A 23,727-nucleotide genomic window follows, 5' to 3' on the forward strand; every position below is an offset into this window, starting at 1 on the left:
AGCAAGAATACAAGCGTTGTCTTGGTCAGAATATCCGTAAAAAAACAAAAAAGGAAGCCGAAGCTTCCTTTTTGGATGTTTAGTAAAGAGTATCGCGATTAAGCGATGATCTTAGCTACAACACCAGCACCAACTGTACGGCCACCTTCACGGATTGCGAAGCGTAAACCTTCGTCCATCGCGATTGGGCAAATTAGCGTTACAGTCATCTGTACGTTATCACCTGGCATTACCATCTCTACGCCTTCTGGCAATTCGATAGTACCGGTTACGTCAGTTGTACGGAAGTAGAACTGTGGACGGTAGCCTTTGAAGAATGGAGTGTGACGTCCACCTTCTTCTTTAGACAGAACGTAGATTTCTGACTGGAAAGTTGTGTGTGGAGTGATTGAACCTGGCTGTGCAAGTACTTGACCACGTTCAACGTCTTCACGCTTAGTACCACGTAGAAGAACACCACAGTTCTCACCAGCACGACCTTCGTCAAGAAGCTTACGGAACATCTCAACACCAGTACAAGTAGTCTTAGTAGTATCTTTGATACCAACGATTTCTACTTCTTCACCAACTTTGATGATACCGCGCTCAACACGACCAGTTACTACTGTACCACGGCCTGAGATTGAGAAAACATCTTCGATTGGAAGAATGAATGCACCATCAATTGCACGCTCTGGCTCTGGAATGTAAGTATCTAGTGCTTCTGCAAGCTCAAGAATCTTAGCTTCCCAATCAGCTTCGCCTTCAAGGGCTTTAAGTGCTGAACCTTGGATAACTGGTAGGTCATCACCTGGGAATTCATACTCAGAAAGAAGTTCACGAACTTCCATCTCTACTAGCTCTAGAAGCTCTTCGTCATCAACCATGTCACACTTGTTCATGAATACGATGATGAAAGGTACACCAACCTGACGAGAAAGCAGGATGTGCTCACGAGTTTGTGGCATTGGACCATCTGTAGAAGCAACTACTAGGATCGCGCCGTCCATTTGAGCAGCACCAGTGATCATGTTTTTAACATAATCGGCGTGACCAGGACAATCTACGTGTGCGTAGTGACGAGTAGGAGTGTCATATTCGATGTGAGAAGTATTAATTGTAATACCGCGCTCACGCTCTTCTGGAGCGTTATCGATCTGTGCGAAGTCACGAGCTTCACCACCGTAAGTCTTAGTCAATACAGCTGAGATAGCTGCTGTAAGCGTAGTTTTACCATGGTCAACGTGACCGATAGTACCAACGTTTACATGTGGTTTATTACGTTCAAATTTTTCTTTAGCCATGGTATTGCCCCAATCAGAGATCTTGGTGATTAAACCGCGTACAACAAAAAATCCGATGCATTTAAAGGCATCGAATCGATTAATTTTTTTGCGTAACTAGGAATTTTAACAGGTTGGCGCTGAAAGGGTAGTTTTTAATAACCTAACCCCTTTTCAGGGGGCACTCTTTATTGAGTGCATTCAGCGAATATTGGAGCGGATGGCGGGAATCGAACCCGCGTTATCAGCTTGGAAGGCTGGAGTAATACCATTATACGACATCCGCGCAACCTACTAAGGTTACCTAACTACTTAGAATATGGTGGAGGGAGAAGGATTCGAACCTTCGAAGGCTGAGCCGTCAGATTTACAGTCTGATCCCTTTGGCCACTCGGGAACCCCTCCAGGGAAATGGTGCCGGCACCAAGAGTCGAACTCGGGACCTACTGATTACAAGTCAGTTGCTCTACCAACTGAGCTATGCCGGCGTGTCATTTCGGTAGCGGATATTATGGAAATGTCGGCATAAGTGCAATAGCTAAATTGAAAAAAAATGAAAATAATCGTTTTTTAATGTTTTTTCGGTTACAAAATCAGCTCTACGTTTATTATTCCACCACGAAAACGTCAGCAGCAGAAACATCGAGTTCAAACTCGTGTTTATTATTGTTCATGATTATCCGTTAGTGTACTGTGCCTCCTCACAGGAGAGAAAACTAATGAAATCCGAAAATCAAATTCACACTGCACTCTATCTTGCGTTTCAACGATCGCAGTGGGCCGAATTAAGAGAATCGGTACCTCTTACATTAAATGAGCCTGAGCTTGCTAATCTTAGAGGTATAAACGAAAAGCTATCGCTTACTGAAGTTACCGATATCTACCTTCCTCTTAGCCGTTTACTTAACCTGATTGTCGGTGCTAAACAAAAACGAGGACTCGTACTTAATGAGTTTTTAGGAAGAAAACCACCTAAGCGCCCCTATATCATCAGTATTGCCGGTAGTGTTGCAGTTGGAAAGAGTACAACGGCACGTATACTTCAAGCGCTTTTAAGTCAGTGGCCAGAACACCCTAGAGTTGATCTTGTGACGACTGATGGTTTTCTCTACCCATTAGCAGAGTTAAAGCGTAGAGGTCTACTTCAACGTAAAGGTTTTCCTGAAAGCTATGATATGAAGTTATTAGTAGAATTCATCTCCAACATAAAAGCAGGAGCCCCTTATGTAGAAGCTCCTCTCTACTCTCATGTTAGCTATGACAGAATCACAGATGATCACCAGGCGATTGAAAGCCCGGATATTTTGATCATTGAAGGGTTGAATGTTCTTCAAACAAGCCAAGATGCAGCAGTGGGGACACAACAACCTTTCGTGTCAGATTTCGTCGACTTTTCTATCTATGTTGATGCCCAAGAACAACTGCTGAAAAAGTGGTATATAGATAGGTTTTTACAGTTCCGCGGGGGGGCATTTAGTGATGAAAACTCCTACTTCCACCACTACTCTAAGTTGAATGACAAAGAAGCAAAAATCACTGCGGCAAATATTTGGGATAGTATCAACGGCCCCAACCTAAAGCTCAATATAGAGCCCACTCGAGACCGTGCCCATTTGATCTTACAAAAAGGCGATGACCACTTGATGAGTCAAGTGCTACTTCGTAAATAGCGTTAACAGAAGTGTCTATTCGGCACTTCTTAAGCTTATCTCACCACCAACAAAAGACTCTACTCCCTTATCAGTTTTCAATAAGATGGACCCTGTTTTGTCGATACCTTTGCAAACTCCATCAATACGCTGCTCACCCATTAAGAGTTTTACATGCTTACCATCAAAGATGTCAGCCTCTTTCCAGCGAATTAAAAATGCCGATAACCCCTCTTTTTCAAATAAAGTAAGATCTTCATTGAGCTGGCGCTGCAATGAGATTGTTAACTCGGTTTTACTCGGCACGACTCTGCTTTGAGAAAGATCACTCCATGGTTGATCAATCTTATCTCCTTGGGCACGAGACATAGACATATTAATCCCGATCCCAATAACCAGATGACACTCAGTATCGGCCTGACCATTCATCTCAACTAACACACCGGCTAATTTTTTATTATCAAGATAGATATCATTTGGCCACTTCACACCTAGGCCATGGATCCCGAAATTATTGAGCACTTTAACCAAAGAGCAGGCAACCACCAGACTTAATCCAGTAGCTTGAGCCATCCCTTGGGATAAGTTCCAGTACATAGAGCAATATAGATGGCATCCATAGGGAGAAACCCAAGTTCTTCCACGGCGACCTCGTCCTGCCGATTGATACTCAGCAACACAGATATCACCGGAAGATAGCTCCTCACAATGCTTAAGCAAAAAAGCGTTCGTACTGGGGATCTCATCGTAATAAAAACAACGTTGTGTAACAGCCTCTTTTAATAGAGTTTCATCTATCAAAGAGAGTGAGTTAGCTAATTTATATCCCTTTCCTTTGACGCTAAACACCTCGACACCATACTCCTCTAACGCACTAATGTGGTTAGCGATGGCAGTTCGAGACACCCCAAGCTTTGCAGCTAAAGCTTCACCAGAAACAAACTGCTCAGAATCGAGTACAGACAAAATCTCACGTTTACGCTGCCATTGATCAATCATTAATTAACTCCCTTTCACCTTGTGCGCCAATTACTCTGGGTTCAGCCTCTAGAGTGACAGAAAAGAGGGTATAGATCTTCTCAATAATGTATCTTGCCAAACACATTACATCATCACCTGTTGCCCCCCCCTTATTAACTAAAACAAGAGCTTGCTGTTCATGTACTGAGGCTTTACCAATAGCGAAGCCTTTTAGACCTGCGTTATCGATCAACCAACCCGCCGCTAATTTTGTGCCACCATCAACAGGGTAGCCAACAATAGTCGGATATTGTTTTTGCAGTGCTAAATACCGTTCAGTGCTAATGATGGGATTTTTAAAAAAGCTTCCTGCGTTTCCTAACACCTTAGGATCGGGAAGCTTTGACATACGAGTTTCACAGATACAGTTAAATACCTGCAATGGTGTAACAGTTTCAATATCAAACCGAGCTAAGGGACCATAGTCTAATTTAGGCTGCCAACGCTTACTCAGCTTAAAGCCCACGGAGGTAATAACAGCTAAACCCTTTAACTCTCTCTTGAAGATCGAGTCTCGATAACCAAAATCACACTCTGCTGCGTTGAATCGTTTCAACTTCCCATCAGTAAGGTCAAGATATTCAACCCAGTCACAAACATCAACAAACTCAACACCGTAGGCACCTATGTTTTGAATCGGTGCGGCCCCGACAGTCCCAGGGATCAAAGCTAAATTTTCTAAACCTGAAATACCAAGCTTAAGGCAGTACTCAACCAACTCATGCCAATTTTCACCTGCCTCTACAGTAAGAAGGTAACAACTGCTGTCTTCACTAACCTCAACACCTCTCGTTAAAATACGTACAACCGTACCGAGATAATCTTCGGTTAATAAAATATTACTCCCACCACCAAGCACAAAAAATTGCTTACCAGCTTGATGAAGTCCAAGGCAAGTTTCAACCAAACCCCCTTTGGAATCAGCATTAATAATTGAGACACAAGCATGCTCAATAGCAAAAGTATTGTAAGCCTTCAAAGAGTGGAGTTGTTCAGCAGACATAAAGAGATAGCTTCAGATCTAAAAATACTATTGTAACGTATTTCGCTAAGAGAGAATATTCACAGAGTCATTTAGAAGAACTATGCGGTTAGAATCCCCAAGAAGCAGCTATAGAACCCGTTCTCACTAATAATACCAATCAGTATAAGAAGTTGATCTACTCAGAGTGTCTTTTCGCAAACTAATTCAAGGCGAATGGATGAGATAATGGTTATTCCCTTGTGAGTTCATTCAACGCAGAAGTAGGCAGCCAAAAACACTCCTTTCAGGCGAGTTTTAGCGGTGCTGATACAGTGTTAACGAGCTTAACCGTAGAATAACTATGCTCTTCACTCGTTGCCTTGCCTCAGAACCGCTAAACTCTCCCTGAGCGATCAAATCTTTATACTGATTGGTATAAATACATGGCTATCGCCATATGAACGACCAACGGCCGCCAAAAATGGCGAAAATGCCATTAGTCCATGGACATAATTAACCGCCACACTGCGGTAGCTGCTTTGGACTGCATGTGAAGTAAGCATTGCACGTACGTGCTTAAGTAGAATAAGTCACCTGATATCGTTTCCGGTAAGTTCGAGCTAATGGCTATTATTTAAAAAGCCCCAAACGCAAATCCTCTTCTATGCCATCCATTGCAGTCAAAGATAAGTACTTCCTGTACAAAAAAGCCATCTACTCTTCTCATATACAGCGGGCTAGTTTCTTCACTGTTAAATCAGGGGGGGCCGTATGGAAATGACCTACTCTCACATGGGGGTGAAAGTAAGCTGTTTTGAATACGCAGTATTCAGGCTTGCTTGAACGCGGAGAAGCTTGCCTTCGTAGCGGGGGAGCCCGCTCAGCGGTGGGCGACCGCCATGGATGGCGGAAGTGTCGAAGTAGCTATTTTGTCATCTGCAACAAAGGCGCCTTTCAATGTCCAGCTACGCTAAAGCTTCGCGCTCATAAACACATCGCTAGCGCGATATTCGCCCTACTCCACATGGCTATTGAACCTCACTAAGTTCGGACTCTTCATTTCCCCATGTTCGAGTGGTCATCCTTCCAGGCTAAAAACGAAAAAAGCCCTAGCGTTTTCTGCTAGGGCTTTTTCGTGTATTAGGCGCCTGGAAATGACCTACTCTCACATGGGGAGACCCCACACTACCATCGGCGCGATTGCGTTTCACTTCTGAGTTCGAGATGGGATCAGGTGGGACCACAATGCTATTGTTTCCAGACTAATTGGGTAAACTTAGAAAGCTTTAAATAATTGTCTCAAACTTAAATCAAGTTCGTATTCTTTTGTGCTTATGAAGTAATCACACTAGCTACTCATAAAACCCATCTGGGTTGTATGGTTAAGCCTCACGAGTCATTAGTATCAGTTAGCTCAACGCCTCACAACGCTTACACACCTGACCTATCAACGTCCTAGTCTCGAACGGCTCTTTAGAGGAATTTAATTCCTAGGGATGACTCATCTTAGGACTCGCTTCCCGCTTAGATGCTTTCAGCGGTTATCGATTCCGAACGTAGCTACCGGGCAATGCTATTGGCATAACAACCCGAACACCAGCGGTTCGTCCACTCCGGTCCTCTCGTACTAGGAGCAGCTTCCTTCAATCATCCAACGCCCACGGCAGATAGGGACCGAACTGTCTCACGACGTTCTGAACCCAGCTCGCGTACCACTTTAAATGGCGAACAGCCATACCCTTGGGACCGACTTCAGCCCCAGGATGTGATGAGCCGACATCGAGGTGCCAAACACCGCCGTCGATATGAACTCTTGGGCGGTATCAGCCTGTTATCCCCGGCGTACCTTTTATCCGTTGAGCGATGGCCCTTCCATTCAGAACCACCGGATCACTATGACCTACTTTCGTACCTGCTCGACGTGTATGTCTCGCAGTTAAGCTGGCTTATGCCATTGCACTAACCGTACGATGTCCGACCGTACTTAGCCAACCTTCGTGCTCCTCCGTTACTCTTTGGGAGGAGACCGCCCCAGTCAAACTACCCACCAGGCACTGTCCTCAACCCCGATTCAGGGGCCAGAGTTAGAACATCAAAGCTACAAGGGTGGTATTTCAAGATTGCCTCCACAAGAACTAGCGTTCCTGCTTCAAAGGCTCCCACCTATCCTACACATGTAGGTTCAATGTTCAGTGCCAAGCTATAGTAAAGGTGCACGGGGTCTTTCCGTCTAGCCGCGGGTATACGGCATCTTCACCGCAATTTCAACTTCACTGAGTCTCGGCTGGAGACAGCGTGGCCATCATTACGCCATTCGTGCAGGTCGGAACTTACCCGACAAGGAATTTCGCTACCTTAGGACCGTTATAGTTACGGCCGCCGTTTACCGGGGCTTCGATCATGAGCTTCTCCGAAGATAACCCAATCAATTAACCTTCCGGCACCGGGCAGGCGTCATACCGTATACTTCCTCTTGCGAGTTTGCACAGTACTGTGTTTTTGATAAACAGTTGCAGCCACCTGGTATCTGCGACTCCCAACAGCTTAGAGAGCAAGTCTCATCACCGTCGGGAGCGTACCTTCTCCCGAAGTTACGGTACCATTTTGCCTAGTTCCTTCAGCCGAGTTCTCTCAAGCGCCTTGGTATTCTCTACCCAACCACCTGTGTCGGTTTGGGGTACGATTCCTGCTAACCTGAAGCTTAGAAGATTTTCCTGGAAGCATGGCATCAACTACTTCAGTCCCTTAGGACCTCGTCATCAACTCTCAGCCTAATGTTCACCCGGATTTGCCTAAGTGAACAGCCTACAGCCTTAAACGCGGACAACCAACGCCGCGCTAGCCTAGCCTTCTCCGTCTCTCCATCGCAGTTAGCAGAAGTACGGGAATATTAACCCGTTTCCCATCGACTACGCCTTTCGGCCTCGCCTTAGGGGTCGACTCACCCTGCCCTGATTAACATTGGACAGGAACCCTTGGTCTTTCGGCGAGGGAGTTTTTCACTCCCTTTATCGTTACTCATGTCAGCATTCGCACTTCTGATACCTCCAGTGTGGGTTACCCCTTCACCTTCAACGGCTTACAGAACGCTCCTCTACCGCTTGCACCCAAAGGTGCAAACCCGTAGCTTCGGTGTATTGCTTAGCCCCGTTAAATCTTCCGCGCAGGCCGACTCGACTAGTGAGCTATTACGCTTTCTTTAAATGATGGCTGCTTCTAAGCCAACATCCTAGCTGTCTAAGCCTTCCCACATCGTTTCCCACTTAGCAATAACTTTGGGACCTTAGCTGACGGTCTGGGTTGTTTCCCTTTTCACGACGGACGTTAGCACCCGCCGTGTGTCTCCCGAGTAGTACTCATTGGTATTCGGAGTTTGCAAAGGGTTGGTAAGTCGGGATGACCCCCTAGCCTTAACAGTGCTCTACCCCCAATGGTATTCGCTCGAGGCGCTACCTAAATAGCTTTCGAGGAGAACCAGATATCTCCCGGTTTGATTGGCCTTTCACCCCCATCCACAAGTCATCCGCTCATTTTTCAACATAAGTCGGTTCGGTCCTCCAATTGATGTTACTCAATCTTCAACCTGCCCATGGATAGATCACCGGGTTTCGGGTCTACACCTTGCAACTAAACGCGCAGTTAACACTCGGTTTCCCTACGGCTCCGCTATTCGCTTAACCTCGCTACAAAATGTAAGTCGCTGACCCATTATACAAAAGGTACGCAGTCACGGTCTCAAGAACCGCTCCCACTGCTTGTACGTATACGGTTTCAGGTTCTATTTCACTCCCCTCACAGGGGTTCTTTTCGCCTTTCCCTCACGGTACTGGTTCACTATCGGTCAGTCAGGAGTATTTAGCCTTGGAGGATGGTCCCCCCATGTTCAGACAAGATGTCACGTGTCCCGTCCTACTCGTTTTCACGTAAAGTTAGTTTTCATGTACGGGGCTATCACCCTGTGCCGCTGAGCTTTCCAACTCATTCCACTAACACCCTCTACGCTTAAGGGCTAATCCCCGTTCGCTCGCCGCTACTAGGGGAATCTCGGTTGATTTCTTTTCCTCCGGGTACTTAGATGTTTCAGTTCCCCGGGTTTGCCTCATTAACCTATGTATTCAGTTAATGATACTTACTTATGTAAGTGGGTTTCCCCATTCGGACATCGTTAGCTCAAATGCTTGTTACTAGCTCGCCAACGCTTTTCGCAAGTTACTACGTCCTTCATCGCCTCTGACTGCCAAGGCATCCACCGTATACGCTTAGTCACTTAACCATACAACCCAAATAAGTTTCACAAGAAAACAAACTCTACCAAGCGGGTAAGCTCAGTCGTTGTATCGCAACTAATGGTGTTTACTTTCGCCAAAAGAATACTCATGAATTCATTACCCTAAGGTAAATCGTTCGGCACTTGATTTAAGTGTTTGAGAACTCAATTATTTATTTCGCATTAATCGTTAAATTAATACTATCAGCTTTCCAAATTTTTAAAGAGCGGGCTTAAAAAAGCCAAAGATAAAGTGTTAGTTTATCTTTGGCATCTCTATCCATGAGCAGTAAATGGTGGAGCTATGCGGGATCGAACCGCAGACCTCCTGCGTGCAAGGCAGGCGCTCTCCCAGCTGAGCTATAGCCCCATTTACATGCAGTTGAGAATATATAACGTGACCAAATCGAGTAAGCCAAGACTTAAAAGATTTGGCGAAGCCAATTCGAGTGAGACAAGGCTTGTAGTGAGGACGTTTAGCCTGCTAAACGACGAACTACATAACGCAGTATCACGAAGAATTGGTGGGTCAGAGTGGACTTGAACCACCGACCTCACCCTTATCAGGGGTGCGCTCTAACCAGCTGAGCTACAGACCCATTTATACTTGTTTCTTCACTCAATCACTGCGTTGCTTTTCATCGTTCAGTCGTCGTGTAGTAAACTACACGTCCTCCCTCACTCTTCAAGCGTCTTGTGCTAGAGCGAATTAACGTCGTCTAAATAGACACGTATATTTCTCTTTCTTTCTATCAAGTAATCTGTGTGAACACTCAAGCACACGGATGTGCTGTGTGCAATAAACGCACGGATGCAGTTTATTGCCAACTCAGGTATCGAGTTAGTCGTATAGGTAAGGAGGTGATCCAGCCCCAGGTTCCCCTAGGGCTACCTTGTTACGACTTCACCCCAGTCATGAACCACACCGTGGTAAACGCCCTCCCGAAGGTTAAGCTATCTACTTCTGGTGCAGCCCACTCCCATGGTGTGACGGGCGGTGTGTACAAGGCCCGGGAACGTATTCACCGTGGCATTCTGATCCACGATTACTAGCGATTCCGACTTCATGGAGTCGAGTTGCAGACTCCAATCCGGACTACGACCGGCTTTCTGGGATTAGCTCCACCTCGCGGCTTCGCAACCCTCTGTACCGACCATTGTAGCACGTGTGTAGCCCTACTCGTAAGGGCCATGATGACTTGACGTCGTCCCCACCTTCCTCCGGTTTATCACCGGCAGTCTCCCTAAAGTTCCCACCCGAAGTGCTGGCAAATAAGGATAAGGGTTGCGCTCGTTGCGGGACTTAACCCAACATTTCACAACACGAGCTGACGACAGCCATGCAGCACCTGTCTCACAGTTCCCGAAGGCACCAATTCATCTCTGAAAAGTTCTGTGGATGTCAAGAGTAGGTAAGGTTCTTCGCGTTGCATCGAATTAAACCACATGCTCCACCGCTTGTGCGGGCCCCCGTCAATTCATTTGAGTTTTAACCTTGCGGCCGTACTCCCCAGGCGGTCTACTTAATGCGTTAGCTTGGGAGCCCAGTAACTAAGTTACCAAACTCCGAGTAGACATCGTTTACGGCGTGGACTACCAGGGTATCTAATCCTGTTTGCTCCCCACGCTTTCGTACCTGAGCGTCAGTCTTTGTCCAGGGGGCCGCCTTCGCCACCGGTATTCCTTCAGATCTCTACGCATTTCACCGCTACACCTGAAATTCTACCCCCCTCTACAAGACTCTAGTTTGCCAGTTCCAAATGCAATTCCCAGGTTGAGCCCGGGGCTTTCACATCTGGCTTAACAAACCGCCTGCGTACGCTTTACGCCCAGTAATTCCGATTAACGCTTGCACCCCTCGTATTACCGCGGCTGCTGGCACGAAGTTAGCCGGTGCTTCTTCTGCGAGTAACGTCACAGCTAACGGTTATTAACCGTTAACCTTTCCTCCTCGCTGAAAGTGCTTTACAACCCGAAGGCCTTCTTCACACACGCGGCATGGCTGCATCAGGCTTTCGCCCATTGTGCAATATTCCCCACTGCTGCCTCCCGTAGGAGTCTGGGCCGTGTCTCAGTCCCAGTGTGGCTGATCATCCTCTCAGAACAGCTAGGGATCGTCGCCTAGGTGAGCCATTACCTCACCTACTAGCTAATCCCACCTAGACTCATCTAATCGCGAAAGGCCCGAAGGTCCCCTCCTTTCCCCCGTAGGGCGTATGCGGTATTAGCAGTCGTTTCCAACTGTTATCCCCCACGACTAGGCAGATATCTAGGCATTACTCACCCGTCCGCCGCTCGACAGCAAAGTAGCAAGCTACTTTCTGTTTCCGCTCGACTTGCATGTGTTAGGCCTGCCGCCAGCGTTCAATCTGAGCCATGATCAAACTCTTCAATTAAAGTTTTTTGTTCTCATCCGATTAAGAATGAAGAACGGCTCAATGAATTATACTGTTTACATAGTGAACCGAACTAAGTTCGATTCTATGAACACTCATTCATCGAGTAATATTTTTGATTGCTTACATCCCGAAGGACAAGAAAGCAATTTCGAATAACTCAACACCTGTGAGTGTCCACACAGATTACTTGATAAATTGTTAAAGAGCGTTGCACTTAATTGTGCTGCCGTTGACGCTAGGTCGTTGGCTTGAGGAGGCGTATTCTACACTCTCCGTGGTTGGCGTCAAGCGCTTATTTTAAGAAGTTTTTCAAGCGATGATTTCTTAAACAGAAGAGATAAATACTCTTATATGTAAGCCACATCTACGAACCACTTAAACTGCTTTCTACCTGATGAATACGTTTCACTGTTTCATCACACTGTGACCGTTACTTTAGGCTAGAAGCCTGCTGCGCCGTCTCAGTGGTTGCGCATTATAGGGATGCCAGAGAAGAGCGCAAGCCCTATTTTCAACATTTATGCTCACTCGATGAACTTTTATACATTCCCCCTCTGTTTTGTCCAAATAAAAGCCATTTCTATACTTTATCTATATAGAAACCTTACTCAAGGAGTCGCTCAAGTTCATTTTTTCGGCAATAGACTAGTGTAATAGTAAATAATTCATTACCATATACCTGCTATTAACAGTTATTTATCAATTCTTCAGAGATCATATATATGCAAAAGCCATTTCTTATCGTTTTGATTATCGCAATAGTAGGCGCATTTGCGTTTACTCAGTTCGCAGACCTAAATGCCGCTATCGCCTTCTTCACTGGTGCAATTATCGCAAGTGTTGTATTCGCACTTCAGGGCAAATCATCTCCAGCTGCTAACAATGCTACAAGTGTTGAGCAGTATACAGGCCCTACTATGACTCTTTATGTTGGCAACCTGCCATACCGTGTACATGAAGGGGAAGTAAAAGAACTATTCGGAAAATATGGGCCGGTAAACTCAGTTCGTTTGGTACGAGATCGTAAAACTGGTCGTCGTAAAGGATTTGGATTTATTGAGATGTCAGAAGCTGGCGCCAAGAAAGCCATGAACAAACTTAATGAATTCGATTTCCAAGAACGTACATTAAAAGTGAGAGAAGCTAAATCACAAGATGCTGATAAAAGTGAACGCCAGGAAGCTGGAGCTTAATTTTTATTTAGCTTATACCCAAACAACTTCAAGATGCAGGGTTCAGCATGTCGAGAAGTGACAGAGTTCAAGGCATGAAATAGTAGGACTAGTTATTCTAATTCAATATTTCATAACACAGAAAAATGTTGCTTCTCGCCAAGCCCTTCGGGAGTTCCCATAGAATCACTGCACTGCGTTAGTGATATCAATAAGGGAATAACCATTATCCTCAATCACTGCCTTGTTCAGCTATCCTACGGGAGCTCTGAAACGAGCACCTTGAGGTAGCTTGGGTGTATTTAAAATCATTAGCCTGTTTGGGCTTTCGAGTATGTTGAAAAACCAAATTCGGCTAATAACTTTTTAAGCCCTTCACCAACCTCCGACGTATATAGTGCAATCATCTCTTTAGAATGACCTTTTCTTTGACGCTTATTTAGCGTGCTCTCTTCTTTTATCAAAGTAGAAACTCGCGCCGCAACCGCTTTTCCTGAGTCGAGAAGCAAAACCCCATCACCTAAGTACTGTTGGATCTCATCTTTAAGAATAGGAAAGTGAGTACAACCTAATACCAGTGTATCTATACCCGACACTTTAATAGGAGATAGTAGTTGTGCAATCTCACCTTGCAGTATCTGCTTACCGGATGCTTTTCTCTCTGCAAGTAGCACAAGTTCCGATGAACCATAAAGTTCAACCTGACAGTTAGCCGCAAACTCTTGAATTAAACTGTGCGTATAACTTCTTTTAATCGTGCCAGGAGTCGCAAGTAATCCTATATGCTTTGCTTGAGAATATAGAGCGGCGGGTTTAATTGCCGGCACAACACCAACCACAGGAATGGTTAATGCCTCTCTCAATACAGGCAAAACTAAAGTGCTCGCGGTATTACAAGCTATTACGACTAATGAAGCACCAAGTTGCGCAACAGTTGCTGTTATCAGGGCTTCACATCCATCGATAAGCTCTTGCTCCTCTAATTCACCGTATGGAAGACGCGCATTGTCGAACAGGTAGCAGTAGTTTTGATCAGGTAACACTCTCCTAATTTCATCTAGGATAGATAAACCTCCTACACCTGAATCAAAAACTAGTATGGGTCCTGACAATTCCACTCTCCGCTATTAGTGATGGTCGCTATATTAGAATTTTCACACAAGAATCTGGAAATCGGAAGCTAGAAACTGGACTTCCTTGCTCTCTAGTATAATAATTCGGCCCCAAATCAAACCAAGGGTGATCAATAAATGAATTTAGCAGCAATGGATCCTAATACCTATGATGCGCAACTCGAAGAAAAACGTATCAAGCTGGAAAACATATTCACTGACTTTGATACACCGAATTTAGAAGTATTTAGCTCTGAGCAAGCCCATTATCGTATGCGTGCAGAGTTCCGTATCTGGCATGATGGCGAAGATATGTACTACTACATGTTTGATAAAGCACTTAATAGTAAGGTTCGCTGTGATCAATTTTTGCCTGCCAGCAAATTGATCAATGAGATGATGCCTGCGCTTATCGCTGAATTAAAGCCAAACCCTTTACTTAGACACAGACTGTTCCAGATTGATTTCCTCTCAACCTTAAGTGGTGAGATTCTAGTTTCTCTGCTTTACCATAAGCAACTCGATGAACAGTGGGAAACAGAAGCAAAATCTCTGAAAGAGAGATTAGCCAGCAAATTTAACGTAAATATTATTGGCCGCGCACGTAAACAAAAGCTGATCTTCGATAAGGACTTTGTGGTTGAGTCACTACAGGTGAATGGTGAACAGTTACAGTATCATCAGATAGAGAACAGCTTCACTCAGCCTAACGGCAAAGTATCGGTTAAGATGCTCGAATGGGCCATTGATGTCACCAAGAACAGTTCAGGTGATCTATTGGAGCTCTATTGTGGTAACGGTAACTTCTCTATCGCGCTGGCACAAAACTTCGATCGTGTGCTGGCCACTGAGCTTGCTAAACCTTCTGTTGAATCTGCACAGTACAATATCAAGATAAACAAGATTGATAACCTTCAAATTATCCGTATGTCAGCAGAGGACTTTACCGATGCAATGGCGAAAAAGCGCAGCTTTAGGCGGTTAGAGGGGATCGATTTAGATAGCTATAACTGCAACACCATCTTTGTTGACCCGCCACGTGCAGGTATGGACCCAGATACAGTAAAACTCGTACAAGGTTATGAGCGTATTGTTTACATCTCATGTAACCCTAATACACTTATCGACAATTTGGTTGAGTTAAGCAAAACCCATAAGATCACCCGCTTTGCGCTATTCGATCAGTTCCCATATACAGATCATATGGAGTCAGGGGTTTTCTTAGAGAGAAAATAGAGCAGCATAGATAGCTAATTAAATATAGAGTTAGCGACCTAGCACTCAATAAAAAAGGGCCTTAAAGGCCCTTTTCTATATCTCTGGATTACTTATCCATCTTATGCTGTAGCGCTTCAGATCCCTTAGCGACCATACGAAGCTGTATCACCAATCTGTCAGCTAATATCTTACGATCCACTCGCTTCATATCCAGTGCTGCCGCTCCGGCATTAAATACAAGTGTAACTAAAGCTTCAGCCTGTGCACGGGCAAGTTCAGGACTTCGTTTTGCCGTCGCTTCGGTATAGTGAGCTAGCTCTGAGATAAAATGCTCAATTTCACGGGCAACCGCCGCACGAAATGGAGCCGAAGTACCAGAACGTTCGTGTAGCAAAATCCTGAAGACGTTTGGATTAGACTCAAGCACTTCCATAAAAGTATCAACAGAGATCCGAATAACACTCCCACCGGCTTCAGCGCGTTGACGCCCTTTACGCATCATCTGACGTAGGGTCAAACCACCTTCGTCGACCATAGTAAGGCCCAGCTCATTCATGTCCTTAAAGTGACGATAGAAAGAGGTCGGCGCAATTTTGGCTTCGCGTGCAACCTCACGCAAGCTCAGACTTGAGAAACTCCGCTCAGCATTCAGTTGATTAAACGCTGCATCGACTAATGCTCGGCGTGTTTTCTCTTTCTGCTGTGCTCTAATGCCCATCATAGCGGTTCCGCAAATTAAGTGTGAACACAAGATCATACATTTTTTGCTACCAAAACACAGCCCTTAGATCACCTTTCTACCTTGACCAATCCCGTTTCAGCAGCTAAATTAGCGTACAGATGTACGCTCAAAGTTTAACTGGATAATAATAATGACGAAACCTCCACTCATCTGGACAAATGTAGCCCTTTTCACTATCACCTTTCTTGGTGCAGCAATACTCGTTCCTTGGTACGGTCTAACCTATGGTTATGGCATTTTAGAATGGCTTGCCTTTATCGGCTTCGCTTTTGCCAGTGGCCTCTCAATCACGGCTGGTTACCACAGACTCTGGTCCCACAAAACCTATAAAGCGAAAGCACCTGTTCGCTTTCTTTATGCTTTAGGCGGCGCCTTAGCCCTACAAAATAGCGCACTACATTGGTCATCAGATCATAGAGTGCACCATAAGCATGTCGACAATAATGACAAAGACCCCTACTCAGCCAAAATGGGCTTTTGGTATAGCCATATCGGTTGGATGCTCAGAGAGTATCAGGCTCAGCGGTATCACGACTATAAAAACGTCCGTGATCTACAAAACGATAAAATAGTGATGTGGCAGCACAAACACTACCTAGCGCTGGCGTTAATAATGAATATCGGTCTACCCGCTTTTATTGGCTGGCTCAACGGTGATATGTTAGCCATGTTATTGATGGCTGGACTGCTAAGACTGGTTGTTGTACACCACTGTACTTTCTTTATTAATTCACTGGCTCATGTGTGGGGTAGCCAGCCATATACTGATAAAAACACAGCCAGAGACAACGGCGTAATTGCGCTGCTCACCTATGGTGAGGGGTATCATAATTTCCACCACATCTTTGAGAATGACTACCGTAATGGTATTCGTTGGTGGCAGTACGACCCAACAAAATGGTTAATAAAAGCCTTAAGTTGGGGCGGACTTGCTAAAGACCTACGTGTAACACCGCAAGAACGTATAGAGAGTGCCAAGCTACAGATGCAACTTAAGCGGACGCAAAACCGTATCGCCCTGCTCCCCAATGGCGATGAACTACTCGAAAAGCTACAAGCTGAATATGAGCTTCTTAAGAGACACCTTGCTGATTACTATCTGGCTAAAAAAGAGTTACTTGAAGCTAAGCGACAGCAACTGGCGAATCAACACCTCATGCAAAAAGTGGATGAGTTAAAGCTACGCTTTCAAACACAACAGAAGAACTGGCAACTGTTAATGGCGTCATACGCATAGTACCTGTCGTATAATACCAAGTTGTATATGAGGGCTCCTATTGATAAAGAGTCCTCATTTTTCTCTAAATTTCCCCGTCCTTATCACTGTGTTGCAAACAGAACACTTGTCTTGATTGAAGTGGCCTAACGATAGGTCTATTATGGCTGATTAACCGAATCACTATGGACTTTGTGCCAATGCTACAATCAGAAATCAAGCTTACCGAGTACAGTCATGGCGCTGGCTGTGGTTGTAAAATCTCTCCAAAAGTCCTCAGCACAATACTGGCGTCTCAGCTGCCCCTTTTTGAAGATCCAAACATTCTGGTCGGTAATCAAACGCGAGATGATGCTGCCGTCTATAAGCTTAATGACGAGACAGGCATAATTAGCACGACCGACTTTTTCATGCCAATTGTCGATGACCCATTTACCTTTGGTCGTATTGCAGCCACCAATGCCATCAGCGATATCTATGCCATGGGTGGCACTCCAATGATGGCGATCGCCATTTTAGGCTGGCCAATAAACACCTTACCAGCAGAGGTCGCACAACAGGTCGTTGACGGCGGACGTCAAGCCTGCGCCGATGCGGGTATTATGCTCGCTGGCGGCCACAGTATCGACTCACCAGAGCCAATATTTGGTCTAGCGGTATCGGGCCAAATTCCATTGAGTGAGCTTAAGCAAAACGACACGGCTAAATCAGGTGATAAGCTTTACCTAACAAAGCCATTAGGAATAGGCATCTTAACCACAGCTCAAAAGCAGAAAAAGATCGCTCCAGAAGATACTCAGATAGCTGTAGATGCCATGTGTCAGCTGAATAAAGTTGGGGCTTTAGCCGCTAAGATCTCAGGCGTGAATGCGATGACAGATGTTACTGGCTTTGGATTAGCTGGCCACCTTATCGAGATGTGCCAAGGCGCAAAACTCAATGCTCAAATATCGGTTCCTACATTACCTTTGCTACCAAAAGCCGAAAAATATCTTGAGTTAGGCTGCATTCCTGGCGGTACCCATAGAAATTTCGAGAGCTATTGTGAACATTTACCTCAATTAACTGATATTGAAAAAGCCATTATCTGCGACCCTCAAACCAGTGGCGGCCTACTCCTATCAGTCTCAAGTGACGCTGAAGCAGAGCTCACGGCTTTGCTCAAAACCCACGGTATCACCGCTAACTGTATCGGAACTCTGACACATTCCGAGCAACCCACCTTAGTGGAACTGATCTAATGAGCAGGAACATCATCCCTAAAACGACCTATCAAGAGATCATGCTCAGCGGACATCCGATGATAGACGTTAGGGCACCGATAGAGTTCGACAAGGGGGCATTCCCCTCGAGTTCGAATTTTCCTCTGATGCAGGACAGTGAGCGTCAGCGTGTAGGAACCTGTTATAAAGAGCAGGGACAAGATGCCGCTATCGCATTAGGCCACTCTTTAGTGAATGGGAAGGTGAAGCAGCAAAGAGTTGATGCCTGGCTAGCGTTTATCAAACAGCACCCAGATGCATATCTCTACTGTTTTCGTGGCGGCTTACGCTCTCAACTTTCGCAGCAATGGATCAAAGAAGCTGGTGTTGATATCCCCTATGTCGAAGGTGGCTACAAAGCCATGAGACAGTACCTCATTGAGGTGATAGATAACGCACCAGCCAAGCAGCCAGTGTTTATCCTTAGCGGGATCACCGGCAGTGGTAAAACAGACTTCCTCCTGCAAAGATCTGAGGCGGTCGACCTTGAAGGTTATGCACACCACAGAGGCTCAAGTTTTGGCCGCTACCATGAGGGGCAACCGACTCAAATTAACTTTGAAAATCAGCTTGCTGTCGCTTTACTTAAACATCAAGAGAGAAAAGAGCAGTGTCTACTTGTCGAAGATGAGAGCTTTTTGATTGGACGTTCGGCTATCCCTAAAGCATTTTATGAAGGGATGCAGAACGCCGATATTTTAGTACTCGAGGAGCCAGAGGAGACTAGGCTAACCCGATTACTCAATGAATACGTACACAAGATGCACTCAGGTTACGTGGAAAGATTAGGTGAAGAAGCGGGTTTCACGGCCTTTAGCGAGTACTTAAGTCAGAGCATCACCAGTATTAAGAAGCGACTCGGTAGCCAGTTGCATGATGAGTTTCAAACCATCATCTCCAAAGCATTGAATATGCAATTACAACAAAATGACACTCAAGGTCATCTTGAATGGATATCACTGCTGCTTACTCGATACTACGATCCTATGTATCAGTATCAGCTCGAACAGAAACAGGAAAGGGTCATCTTCAAAGGCTCACATCAAGCGATGCATGAGTGGTTAGATCACTATCGAAACAGGTAAATAGCTCAATCGAAATAGGTAACAAGCTCAACAATAGCCCTCATTTAAGGGCTATTTTTTTAGCTTTTTAACCCAAAAGTGACATGCAGACTGCCGAAACACTTCGTTTCTCAGGCAGATAAATAGCAACACTAAAAGATTACTGCTAGCAAGTATCATAAACAGAGTAGGAATGTCCCACGTCAGTAACTGCAGTACGACTATCGCCAATATTGCCGATGTGATCATAAAGAGTGCATTAAGAATATTATTAGCAGCAATTACCTGAGCACGCTCAGACGCTTTAGCTTTAGACTGAATAAAACTATACAGGGGAACGATATACACACCACCACTGACTCCAATCATAAAGAGATCAAACATCAAACGGTAATGCTCTGCGCTCATCACAAAACTGCTAGCTTGATACAGTGACTCAACCCCAGCAGGTATCGCCAACACAAAGTCGATACCAAACAGAGTTAGGCCACATAAGCCTAATGGGACAATGCCAAGTTCAACTTTCCCTTTAGAAAGGCGCACAGAGATAAAGGAGCCAGCAGCAATACCAACTGAGAAGAGTGCCAGCAATACCGACACAACACTGGGATCGGAAAAGAGAAACAAGCGGGTAAAATTAGGAAACTGAGTCAGATAACTAGCACCAAGAAACCAGAACCAACTGATACCTGTAATAGCCGCCCAAATATCGCGCTGCTGGAATGCCCATTTAAGCGTTTGCCAGTTTCCTTTCCTAGGCTGTTTATCCGCATCGATATCTGCGGGTAAATCGGGGATATTCCAACTGGCAAGCACACCGATTGCTGCAAAAAGAACAACTAACCCCGCACTAATACCGACTCCTTGGTCACTGGAAACCAAAACACCGGCACCAACAGTGCCACATAAAATGGCAAGAAATGTACTCACCTCCACCCAGGCATTACCACGAACTAGCTCCTCCGGCTTCAATGTCTGAGGCAAAAGTGCATACTTCACAGGTCCAAAATAGGCAGATTGCGTTCCCATCAGAAAGAGTAAAAACAGCATAGCGAGATAGCTTTGACTGAAAATCGCTAACGCAGCGAACGACATGAGTACAAGTTCAACCAGCTTAATCCGCCTGATAAGCCAAGCTTTATCTTTAACATCAGCCAGTGAGCCTGCATGGGCTGAAAACAGCAGAAAGGGAAGAATAAACACGGCCGCAGCGATATTAACAAACAAGTTTATCGACATAGGTAACTGATCGACACTGGCATAAGCCACCATCAGAAGCAGTACGTTTTTATACACATTATCGTTTAATGCACCTAGGCATTGAGTAACAAAATAGGGGAAAAAACGTCTGCTAAATAACATCAGCCTTAGGTGTGCTCCGCTCTAAAATAGCTCATGAGTAACCTAGGCTCTCCCTCACCAAAATAATCGGTTTCAAAACCTTGTTCAGTAAAGCCAGACCTTAGGTAGAGGGCTTTGGCTGGATTGTCGGGAGCCACAGTTAAATTGATCTGATTAATATCACTCGCCAACGCATTAATAAGCTGCGATATCAGTTTTGACCCAACCCCTTTTCCACGAGCAATATCCGCTACAGCAACCGATAAAAGCCAGCAGACATTGGGTTTATCGCTTGTAGACGCCAGTAGATAACCGACAATATTACCTTGATTATCTTTCGCAACCCAAAAGCCATTCGGCCAGCAGTCCAGTGCTTGCCTAAAGAAAAAGTCTGGGTAGGAGTGGCCATGAAAGCAGCTTTGCTCTAACGCATCAATGGCTCGAAGATCCGACTTATGCGCCAGAGATACCTGAACGAAATCACTCATTAATCAGGATCTGATCCCACTCCAGTTGAGGGGAACCAACCACGATAAAGTTAGGATTTTCTAGGCTTTCTCTTTCGTTATAGGTGAGTGGCTGCAAGCTGATATCCATAATCTGACCGCCAGCCTCTTCTACGATGATCTGCGCAGCGCCAGTGTCCCATTCGCCTGTCGGGCCGATGCGTACATAACAATCAGCTTTGCCTTCGGCAATGAGGCAGCTTTTCAGAGCGGCTCCACCGAGCACAATAAGATCGCAGTGCTTAGAGTGGCTAAACAGTTTAAGGACAGATTTTGGATCCTGACGGCGGCTCACGGCCAACTTTAAAGCGGGATCTTTACTCTGAGGAAGTTGGTGACTCATAATGCGGACTTCAGATCTCTCGTCACGCTTATAGGCACCTAAACCCGCTATCGCGTAGTAGCAAACTTCAGTCATCGGTACATAAACAATCCCCATGATAGGGCGATTATGTTCAACTAACGCGATAATCACCGAGAAGTCTCCACTGCCAGCGATAAACTCTCCAGTGCCATCTAAGGGATCAACTAACCAGTAGCGATCCCAGTGCTGACGTGTCGAAAAAGGGATGTCGGCATCTTCCTCAGATAAAACGGGAATATCCGGAGTTAACGATTGCAGTGCTGAGGTGATAATATTGTGCGCGGCAATATCAGCCGAAGTGACAGGTGTGTTGTCTGACTTGGTCTCTTTCTCAAACGTCCCTTTAAGATAGATATCACGGATCTTCTTCCCCGCAACCATAGCGATCTCAATGGCCTGCTCTACATAATCTTCTGGCTTCATAACTGCTCCAACAGCCTATAACTACTTACAGATTTAAAAAGAGTAAATTTTCTTGCTACACCATTACAGTTTTAGGTATTTCAAAGCTAAAAACAAGGCACTTACGCTTCGAGATTCAGAAAAATCCTCCCTCTCTAGCAAACTTTGCCACTTCTCGATCGGCCAAGGGGCTAGCTCAATAGGCTCTGGCTCATCCCCTTCGAGTTGGCTTTCGTAGAGATCTTCAGCAATGAAAATCTGCATCTTACTGGCAAAGTAACCGGGAGCTAGACTCAGTTCCATCAGGTGGGTTAGCTTTTTAGAACCGTAACCTATCTCCTCTTGCAGCTCACGATTAGCAGCCTCATGGGCCTCTTCACCGGGATCAATCAAACCTTTGGGGAAACCTAGCTCGTAGGAGTGAGTACCAGCGGCATATTCACGACCCAGCAATAAAGTGTCGCGATTCAACACAGGGACGACCATCACAGCGCCACGATTATTGCCCTTCATTCTCTCATAATGGCGCTCAACCTGATTAGAAAACTTCAGGTGCACCTGCTCAATTTTAAACAAACGACTCTGGGCAACAATCTCTGCGCCTAAAATCTCTGGCTTCTTGTTATTCATGAAAGTCCCTGACTAAAATTGATATTTCAGTATAATCTTACTACATATACTCAAATTTCTTCAAAGAACGCAAATTGAATTAAGATAATAAAAGAGATGTTCACTGCATGCGTTTCAACAGCTGCTGATGACAAACTCAAATAACCCCACAAAAAAAGGATTTGAACACGTCATATGTTTCCCTGGAATGAGATAGATACAGTCTTACTCGATATGGACGGCACCCTACTCGACCTTCATTTCGATAACCACTTCTGGTTAAACCTGGTACCGCAAGAGCTCAGCCGACAAAGGGGTATCGATACTGAAGAAGCCATCAAGCTAGTTGAAGCCGCCTACGAAAAAGTATTTGGCACCTTGGAGTGGTATTGCCTCGATTACTGGCAGAATGAGTTACAGCTAGATATCTTAAATCTGCATAAAACCTTAGTAGACAGAATCCAGTTAAGACAGGACAGCATGCCCTTTCTTAAGGCCCTTGGCGCAGAGAATAAATCCCGCATCTTAGTCACCAATGCCCATCCCAACAGCCTAGCCTTAAAGCTCGAACATACAGATCTAGCACTTGGGCTAGATCAGATGCTTTCAAGCCATGAAACCGGGTACCCCAAGGAGCATCCGTACTTCTGGCAGCATCTCTTTATGCAATTCTCCTTGGACCCATCACGTTGCCTGTTTATCGACGACAGCGAAGTGATTTTACAAGCGTCCAGAGATGCAGGTGTTGGCCATCAACTCGGGATCACTAACCCAGACAGCCAGAAACCCCATAAAGTATTTAGCGACTTTCCCGCTATTGGGGATTATCACCTTCTGCTCGATGACCTGTTAGCAAAATAAGCTTTTGGCGTTCGAATGAACGCCAATGACATTTTCTATACATAACGCTCCCTTTGTTTTCTACCAAATAATAAAACGATTTTTCACCACAGAGCGCTTCACGGAGATCTCGGAGAAAAGCTGGAGTTTGCTATTGATTTTCTCCGCGGCACTCCGTGGTAAGCAGCTTTATTTGTCTATTTGTTATAATGATGCAAAATTCTCAACTACGTTGGTTGTATCGTCCTTACTAGGTGATAAAAACTACCTAAATTTAGTAAGATAGCTAAAACGCAACCAGTAGTTGACAAAATAACA

Annotated in this window: 16 protein-coding genes, 5 tRNA genes and 3 rRNA genes; 7 read left to right on the forward strand and 17 right to left on the reverse strand. The window is 45.2% G+C overall.

The annotated features are described in order from the left end of the window. Positions 1 to 98: 98 nt before the first annotated feature. From tuf to SWOO_RS24140, 4 genes are all read right to left on the reverse strand, one after another. Entirely contained in the window at positions 99 to 1,283 is a 1,185-nt protein-coding gene (tuf, locus tag SWOO_RS24125; protein ID WP_012327272.1) for an elongation factor Tu, read from the reverse strand. Positions 1,284 to 1,474: 191 nt separating this feature from the next. Next, positions 1,475 to 1,548, reverse strand: a tRNA-Gly gene (locus tag SWOO_RS24130). Between the two features lie 34 nt (positions 1,549 to 1,582). Then, positions 1,583 to 1,667, reverse strand: a tRNA-Tyr gene (locus SWOO_RS24135). A 7-nt stretch (positions 1,668 to 1,674) separates the two neighbouring features. Beyond that, positions 1,675 to 1,750: transfer RNA gene (locus SWOO_RS24140), tRNA-Thr, on the reverse strand. 231 nt (positions 1,751 to 1,981) lie between these two features. Here SWOO_RS24140 and coaA point away from each other — a divergent pair. Next, a complete protein-coding gene (gene coaA, locus SWOO_RS24145; protein WP_012327273.1) occupies positions 1,982 to 2,932 on the forward strand; it encodes a type I pantothenate kinase in 951 nt (316 codons plus the stop codon). 15 nt (positions 2,933 to 2,947) lie between these two features. Here the strand turns inward: coaA and birA are convergent, their stop codons facing one another. The 7 genes from birA to SWOO_RS24180 all read right to left on the reverse strand — a co-directional run bounded on the left by birA (position 2,948) and on the right by SWOO_RS24180 (position 11,558). Next, entirely contained in the window at positions 2,948 to 3,910 is a 963-nt protein-coding gene (birA, locus tag SWOO_RS24150) for a bifunctional biotin--[acetyl-CoA-carboxylase] ligase/biotin operon repressor BirA (RefSeq protein ID WP_012327274.1), read from the reverse strand. Further along, entirely contained in the window at positions 3,903 to 4,934 is a 1,032-nt protein-coding gene (gene murB, locus SWOO_RS24155) for a UDP-N-acetylmuramate dehydrogenase (protein WP_012327275.1), read from the reverse strand. The genes birA and murB overlap by 8 nt, the downstream gene beginning before the upstream one ends. A 1,107-nt stretch (positions 4,935 to 6,041) precedes the next feature. Further along, positions 6,042 to 6,157 (reverse strand): 5S ribosomal RNA (gene rrf, locus SWOO_RS24160). A 116-nt stretch (positions 6,158 to 6,273) separates the two neighbouring features. Further along, positions 6,274 to 9,168: ribosomal RNA gene (locus SWOO_RS24165) — 23S ribosomal RNA — on the reverse strand. Between the two features lie 288 nt (positions 9,169 to 9,456). Then, positions 9,457 to 9,532 (reverse strand) — tRNA-Ala (locus SWOO_RS24170). Between the two features lie 152 nt (positions 9,533 to 9,684). Next, positions 9,685 to 9,761 (reverse strand) — tRNA-Ile (locus SWOO_RS24175). Positions 9,762 to 10,016: 255 nt separating this feature from the next. After that, positions 10,017 to 11,558: ribosomal RNA gene (locus tag SWOO_RS24180) — 16S ribosomal RNA — on the reverse strand. Together the 16S, 23S and 5S rRNA genes with 2 tRNA genes alongside form the textbook arrangement of a ribosomal RNA operon. A gap of 725 nt (positions 11,559 to 12,283) precedes the next feature. Here SWOO_RS24180 and SWOO_RS24185 point away from each other — a divergent pair. Beyond that, the gene (locus tag SWOO_RS24185) at positions 12,284 to 12,754 is read left to right on the forward strand and encodes an RNA recognition motif domain-containing protein (protein WP_012327276.1); all 471 of its coding nucleotides are present in this window, start codon (positions 12,284 to 12,286) and stop codon (positions 12,752 to 12,754) included. Positions 12,755 to 13,044: 290 nt separating this feature from the next. Here the strand turns inward: SWOO_RS24185 and murI are convergent, their stop codons facing one another. Further along, positions 13,045 to 13,845 carry a glutamate racemase gene (murI, locus tag SWOO_RS24190; RefSeq protein WP_012327277.1) on the reverse strand — a complete coding sequence of 267 codons (801 nt, stop codon included), beginning with the start codon at positions 13,843 to 13,845 and terminating at the stop codon, positions 13,045 to 13,047. A gap of 138 nt (positions 13,846 to 13,983) precedes the next feature. Here murI and trmA point away from each other — a divergent pair, with 138 nt between their 5' ends. Continuing rightward, positions 13,984 to 15,081: a tRNA (uridine(54)-C5)-methyltransferase TrmA gene (gene trmA, locus SWOO_RS24195; protein WP_012327278.1), complete on the forward strand. Its 1,098-nt coding sequence runs from the start codon at positions 13,984 to 13,986 to the stop codon at positions 15,079 to 15,081. Between the two features lie 88 nt (positions 15,082 to 15,169). Here trmA and fabR read toward each other — a convergent pair whose 3' ends face one another. Further along, positions 15,170 to 15,781: an HTH-type transcriptional repressor FabR gene (gene fabR / locus SWOO_RS24200; protein ID WP_041418397.1), complete on the reverse strand. Its 612-nt coding sequence runs from the start codon at positions 15,779 to 15,781 to the stop codon at positions 15,170 to 15,172. A gap of 154 nt (positions 15,782 to 15,935) precedes the next feature. Here fabR and SWOO_RS24205 point away from each other — a divergent pair, with 154 nt between their 5' ends. The 3 genes from SWOO_RS24205 to mnmH all read left to right on the forward strand — a co-directional run bounded on the left by SWOO_RS24205 (position 15,936) and on the right by mnmH (position 19,368). Next, positions 15,936 to 17,042 (forward strand): acyl-CoA desaturase, encoded by a 1,107-nt coding sequence (locus SWOO_RS24205; RefSeq protein WP_012327280.1) that lies wholly within the window; start codon positions 15,936 to 15,938, stop codon positions 17,040 to 17,042. A gap of 179 nt (positions 17,043 to 17,221) precedes the next feature. Continuing rightward, a complete protein-coding gene (gene selD, locus SWOO_RS24210) occupies positions 17,222 to 18,262 on the forward strand; it encodes a selenide, water dikinase SelD (RefSeq protein ID WP_041417846.1) in 1,041 nt (346 codons plus the stop codon). Beyond that, positions 18,262 to 19,368: a tRNA 2-selenouridine(34) synthase MnmH gene (mnmH, locus tag SWOO_RS24215; protein WP_012327282.1), complete on the forward strand. Its 1,107-nt coding sequence runs from the start codon at positions 18,262 to 18,264 to the stop codon at positions 19,366 to 19,368. The genes selD and mnmH overlap by 1 nt, the downstream gene beginning before the upstream one ends. A 51-nt stretch (positions 19,369 to 19,419) precedes the next feature. Here mnmH and SWOO_RS24220 read toward each other — a convergent pair whose 3' ends face one another. The 4 genes from SWOO_RS24220 to nudE all read right to left on the reverse strand — a co-directional run bounded on the left by SWOO_RS24220 (position 19,420) and on the right by nudE (position 22,590). Then, a complete protein-coding gene (locus SWOO_RS24220; protein ID WP_012327283.1) occupies positions 19,420 to 20,709 on the reverse strand; it encodes an MFS transporter in 1,290 nt (429 codons plus the stop codon). 5 nt (positions 20,710 to 20,714) lie between these two features. Then, positions 20,715 to 21,176: a GNAT family N-acetyltransferase gene (locus SWOO_RS24225; protein WP_012327284.1), complete on the reverse strand. Its 462-nt coding sequence runs from the start codon at positions 21,174 to 21,176 to the stop codon at positions 20,715 to 20,717. Further along, positions 21,169 to 21,981 (reverse strand): 3'(2'),5'-bisphosphate nucleotidase CysQ, encoded by an 813-nt coding sequence (gene cysQ / locus SWOO_RS24230; protein ID WP_012327285.1) that lies wholly within the window; start codon positions 21,979 to 21,981, stop codon positions 21,169 to 21,171. The genes SWOO_RS24225 and cysQ overlap by 8 nt, the downstream gene beginning before the upstream one ends. Positions 21,982 to 22,044: 63 nt before the next feature. Continuing rightward, positions 22,045 to 22,590, reverse strand: a complete 546-nt coding sequence (nudE, locus tag SWOO_RS24235) for an ADP compounds hydrolase NudE (protein ID WP_012327286.1) — start codon at positions 22,588 to 22,590, stop codon at positions 22,045 to 22,047. A 174-nt stretch (positions 22,591 to 22,764) separates the two neighbouring features. On the opposite strand from nudE, the gene yrfG reads away from it, so the two are divergent. Beyond that, entirely contained in the window at positions 22,765 to 23,430 is a 666-nt protein-coding gene (gene yrfG / locus SWOO_RS24240; protein WP_012327287.1) for a GMP/IMP nucleotidase, read from the forward strand. Positions 23,431 to 23,727: the final 297 nt, after the last annotated feature.

The organism is Shewanella woodyi ATCC 51908 (assembly GCF_000019525.1).
Taxonomy (GTDB): Bacteria; Pseudomonadota; Gammaproteobacteria; order Enterobacterales; family Shewanellaceae; genus Shewanella; species Shewanella woodyi.

Excerpts from the sequence above, each read along its gene's own strand:
- tuf (WP_012327272.1), bottom strand. The coding sequence starts at position 1,283 with ATGGCTAAAGAAAAATTTGAACGTAATAAACCACATGTAAACGTTGGT.
- coaA (WP_012327273.1), top strand. The coding sequence starts at position 1,982 with ATGAAATCCGAAAATCAAATTCACACTGCACTCTATCTTGCGTTTCAA.
- birA (WP_012327274.1), bottom strand. The coding sequence starts at position 3,910 with ATGATTGATCAATGGCAGCGTAAACGTGAGATTTTGTCTGTACTCGAT.
- murB (WP_012327275.1), bottom strand. The coding sequence starts at position 4,934 with ATGTCTGCTGAACAACTCCACTCTTTGAAGGCTTACAATACTTTTGCT.
- SWOO_RS24185 (WP_012327276.1), top strand. The coding sequence starts at position 12,284 with ATGCAAAAGCCATTTCTTATCGTTTTGATTATCGCAATAGTAGGCGCA.
- trmA (WP_012327278.1), top strand. The coding sequence starts at position 13,984 with ATGAATTTAGCAGCAATGGATCCTAATACCTATGATGCGCAACTCGAA.
- fabR (WP_041418397.1), bottom strand. The coding sequence starts at position 15,781 with ATGGGCATTAGAGCACAGCAGAAAGAGAAAACACGCCGAGCATTAGTC.
- SWOO_RS24205 (WP_012327280.1), top strand. The coding sequence starts at position 15,936 with ATGACGAAACCTCCACTCATCTGGACAAATGTAGCCCTTTTCACTATC.
- selD (WP_041417846.1), top strand. The coding sequence starts at position 17,222 with ATGCTACAATCAGAAATCAAGCTTACCGAGTACAGTCATGGCGCTGGC.
- mnmH (WP_012327282.1), top strand. The coding sequence starts at position 18,262 with ATGAGCAGGAACATCATCCCTAAAACGACCTATCAAGAGATCATGCTC.
- SWOO_RS24220 (WP_012327283.1), bottom strand. The coding sequence starts at position 20,709 with ATGTTATTTAGCAGACGTTTTTTCCCCTATTTTGTTACTCAATGCCTA.
- SWOO_RS24225 (WP_012327284.1), bottom strand. The coding sequence starts at position 21,176 with ATGAGTGATTTCGTTCAGGTATCTCTGGCGCATAAGTCGGATCTTCGA.
- cysQ (WP_012327285.1), bottom strand. The coding sequence starts at position 21,981 with ATGAAGCCAGAAGATTATGTAGAGCAGGCCATTGAGATCGCTATGGTT.
- nudE (WP_012327286.1), bottom strand. The coding sequence starts at position 22,590 with ATGAATAACAAGAAGCCAGAGATTTTAGGCGCAGAGATTGTTGCCCAG.
- yrfG (WP_012327287.1), top strand. The coding sequence starts at position 22,765 with ATGTTTCCCTGGAATGAGATAGATACAGTCTTACTCGATATGGACGGC.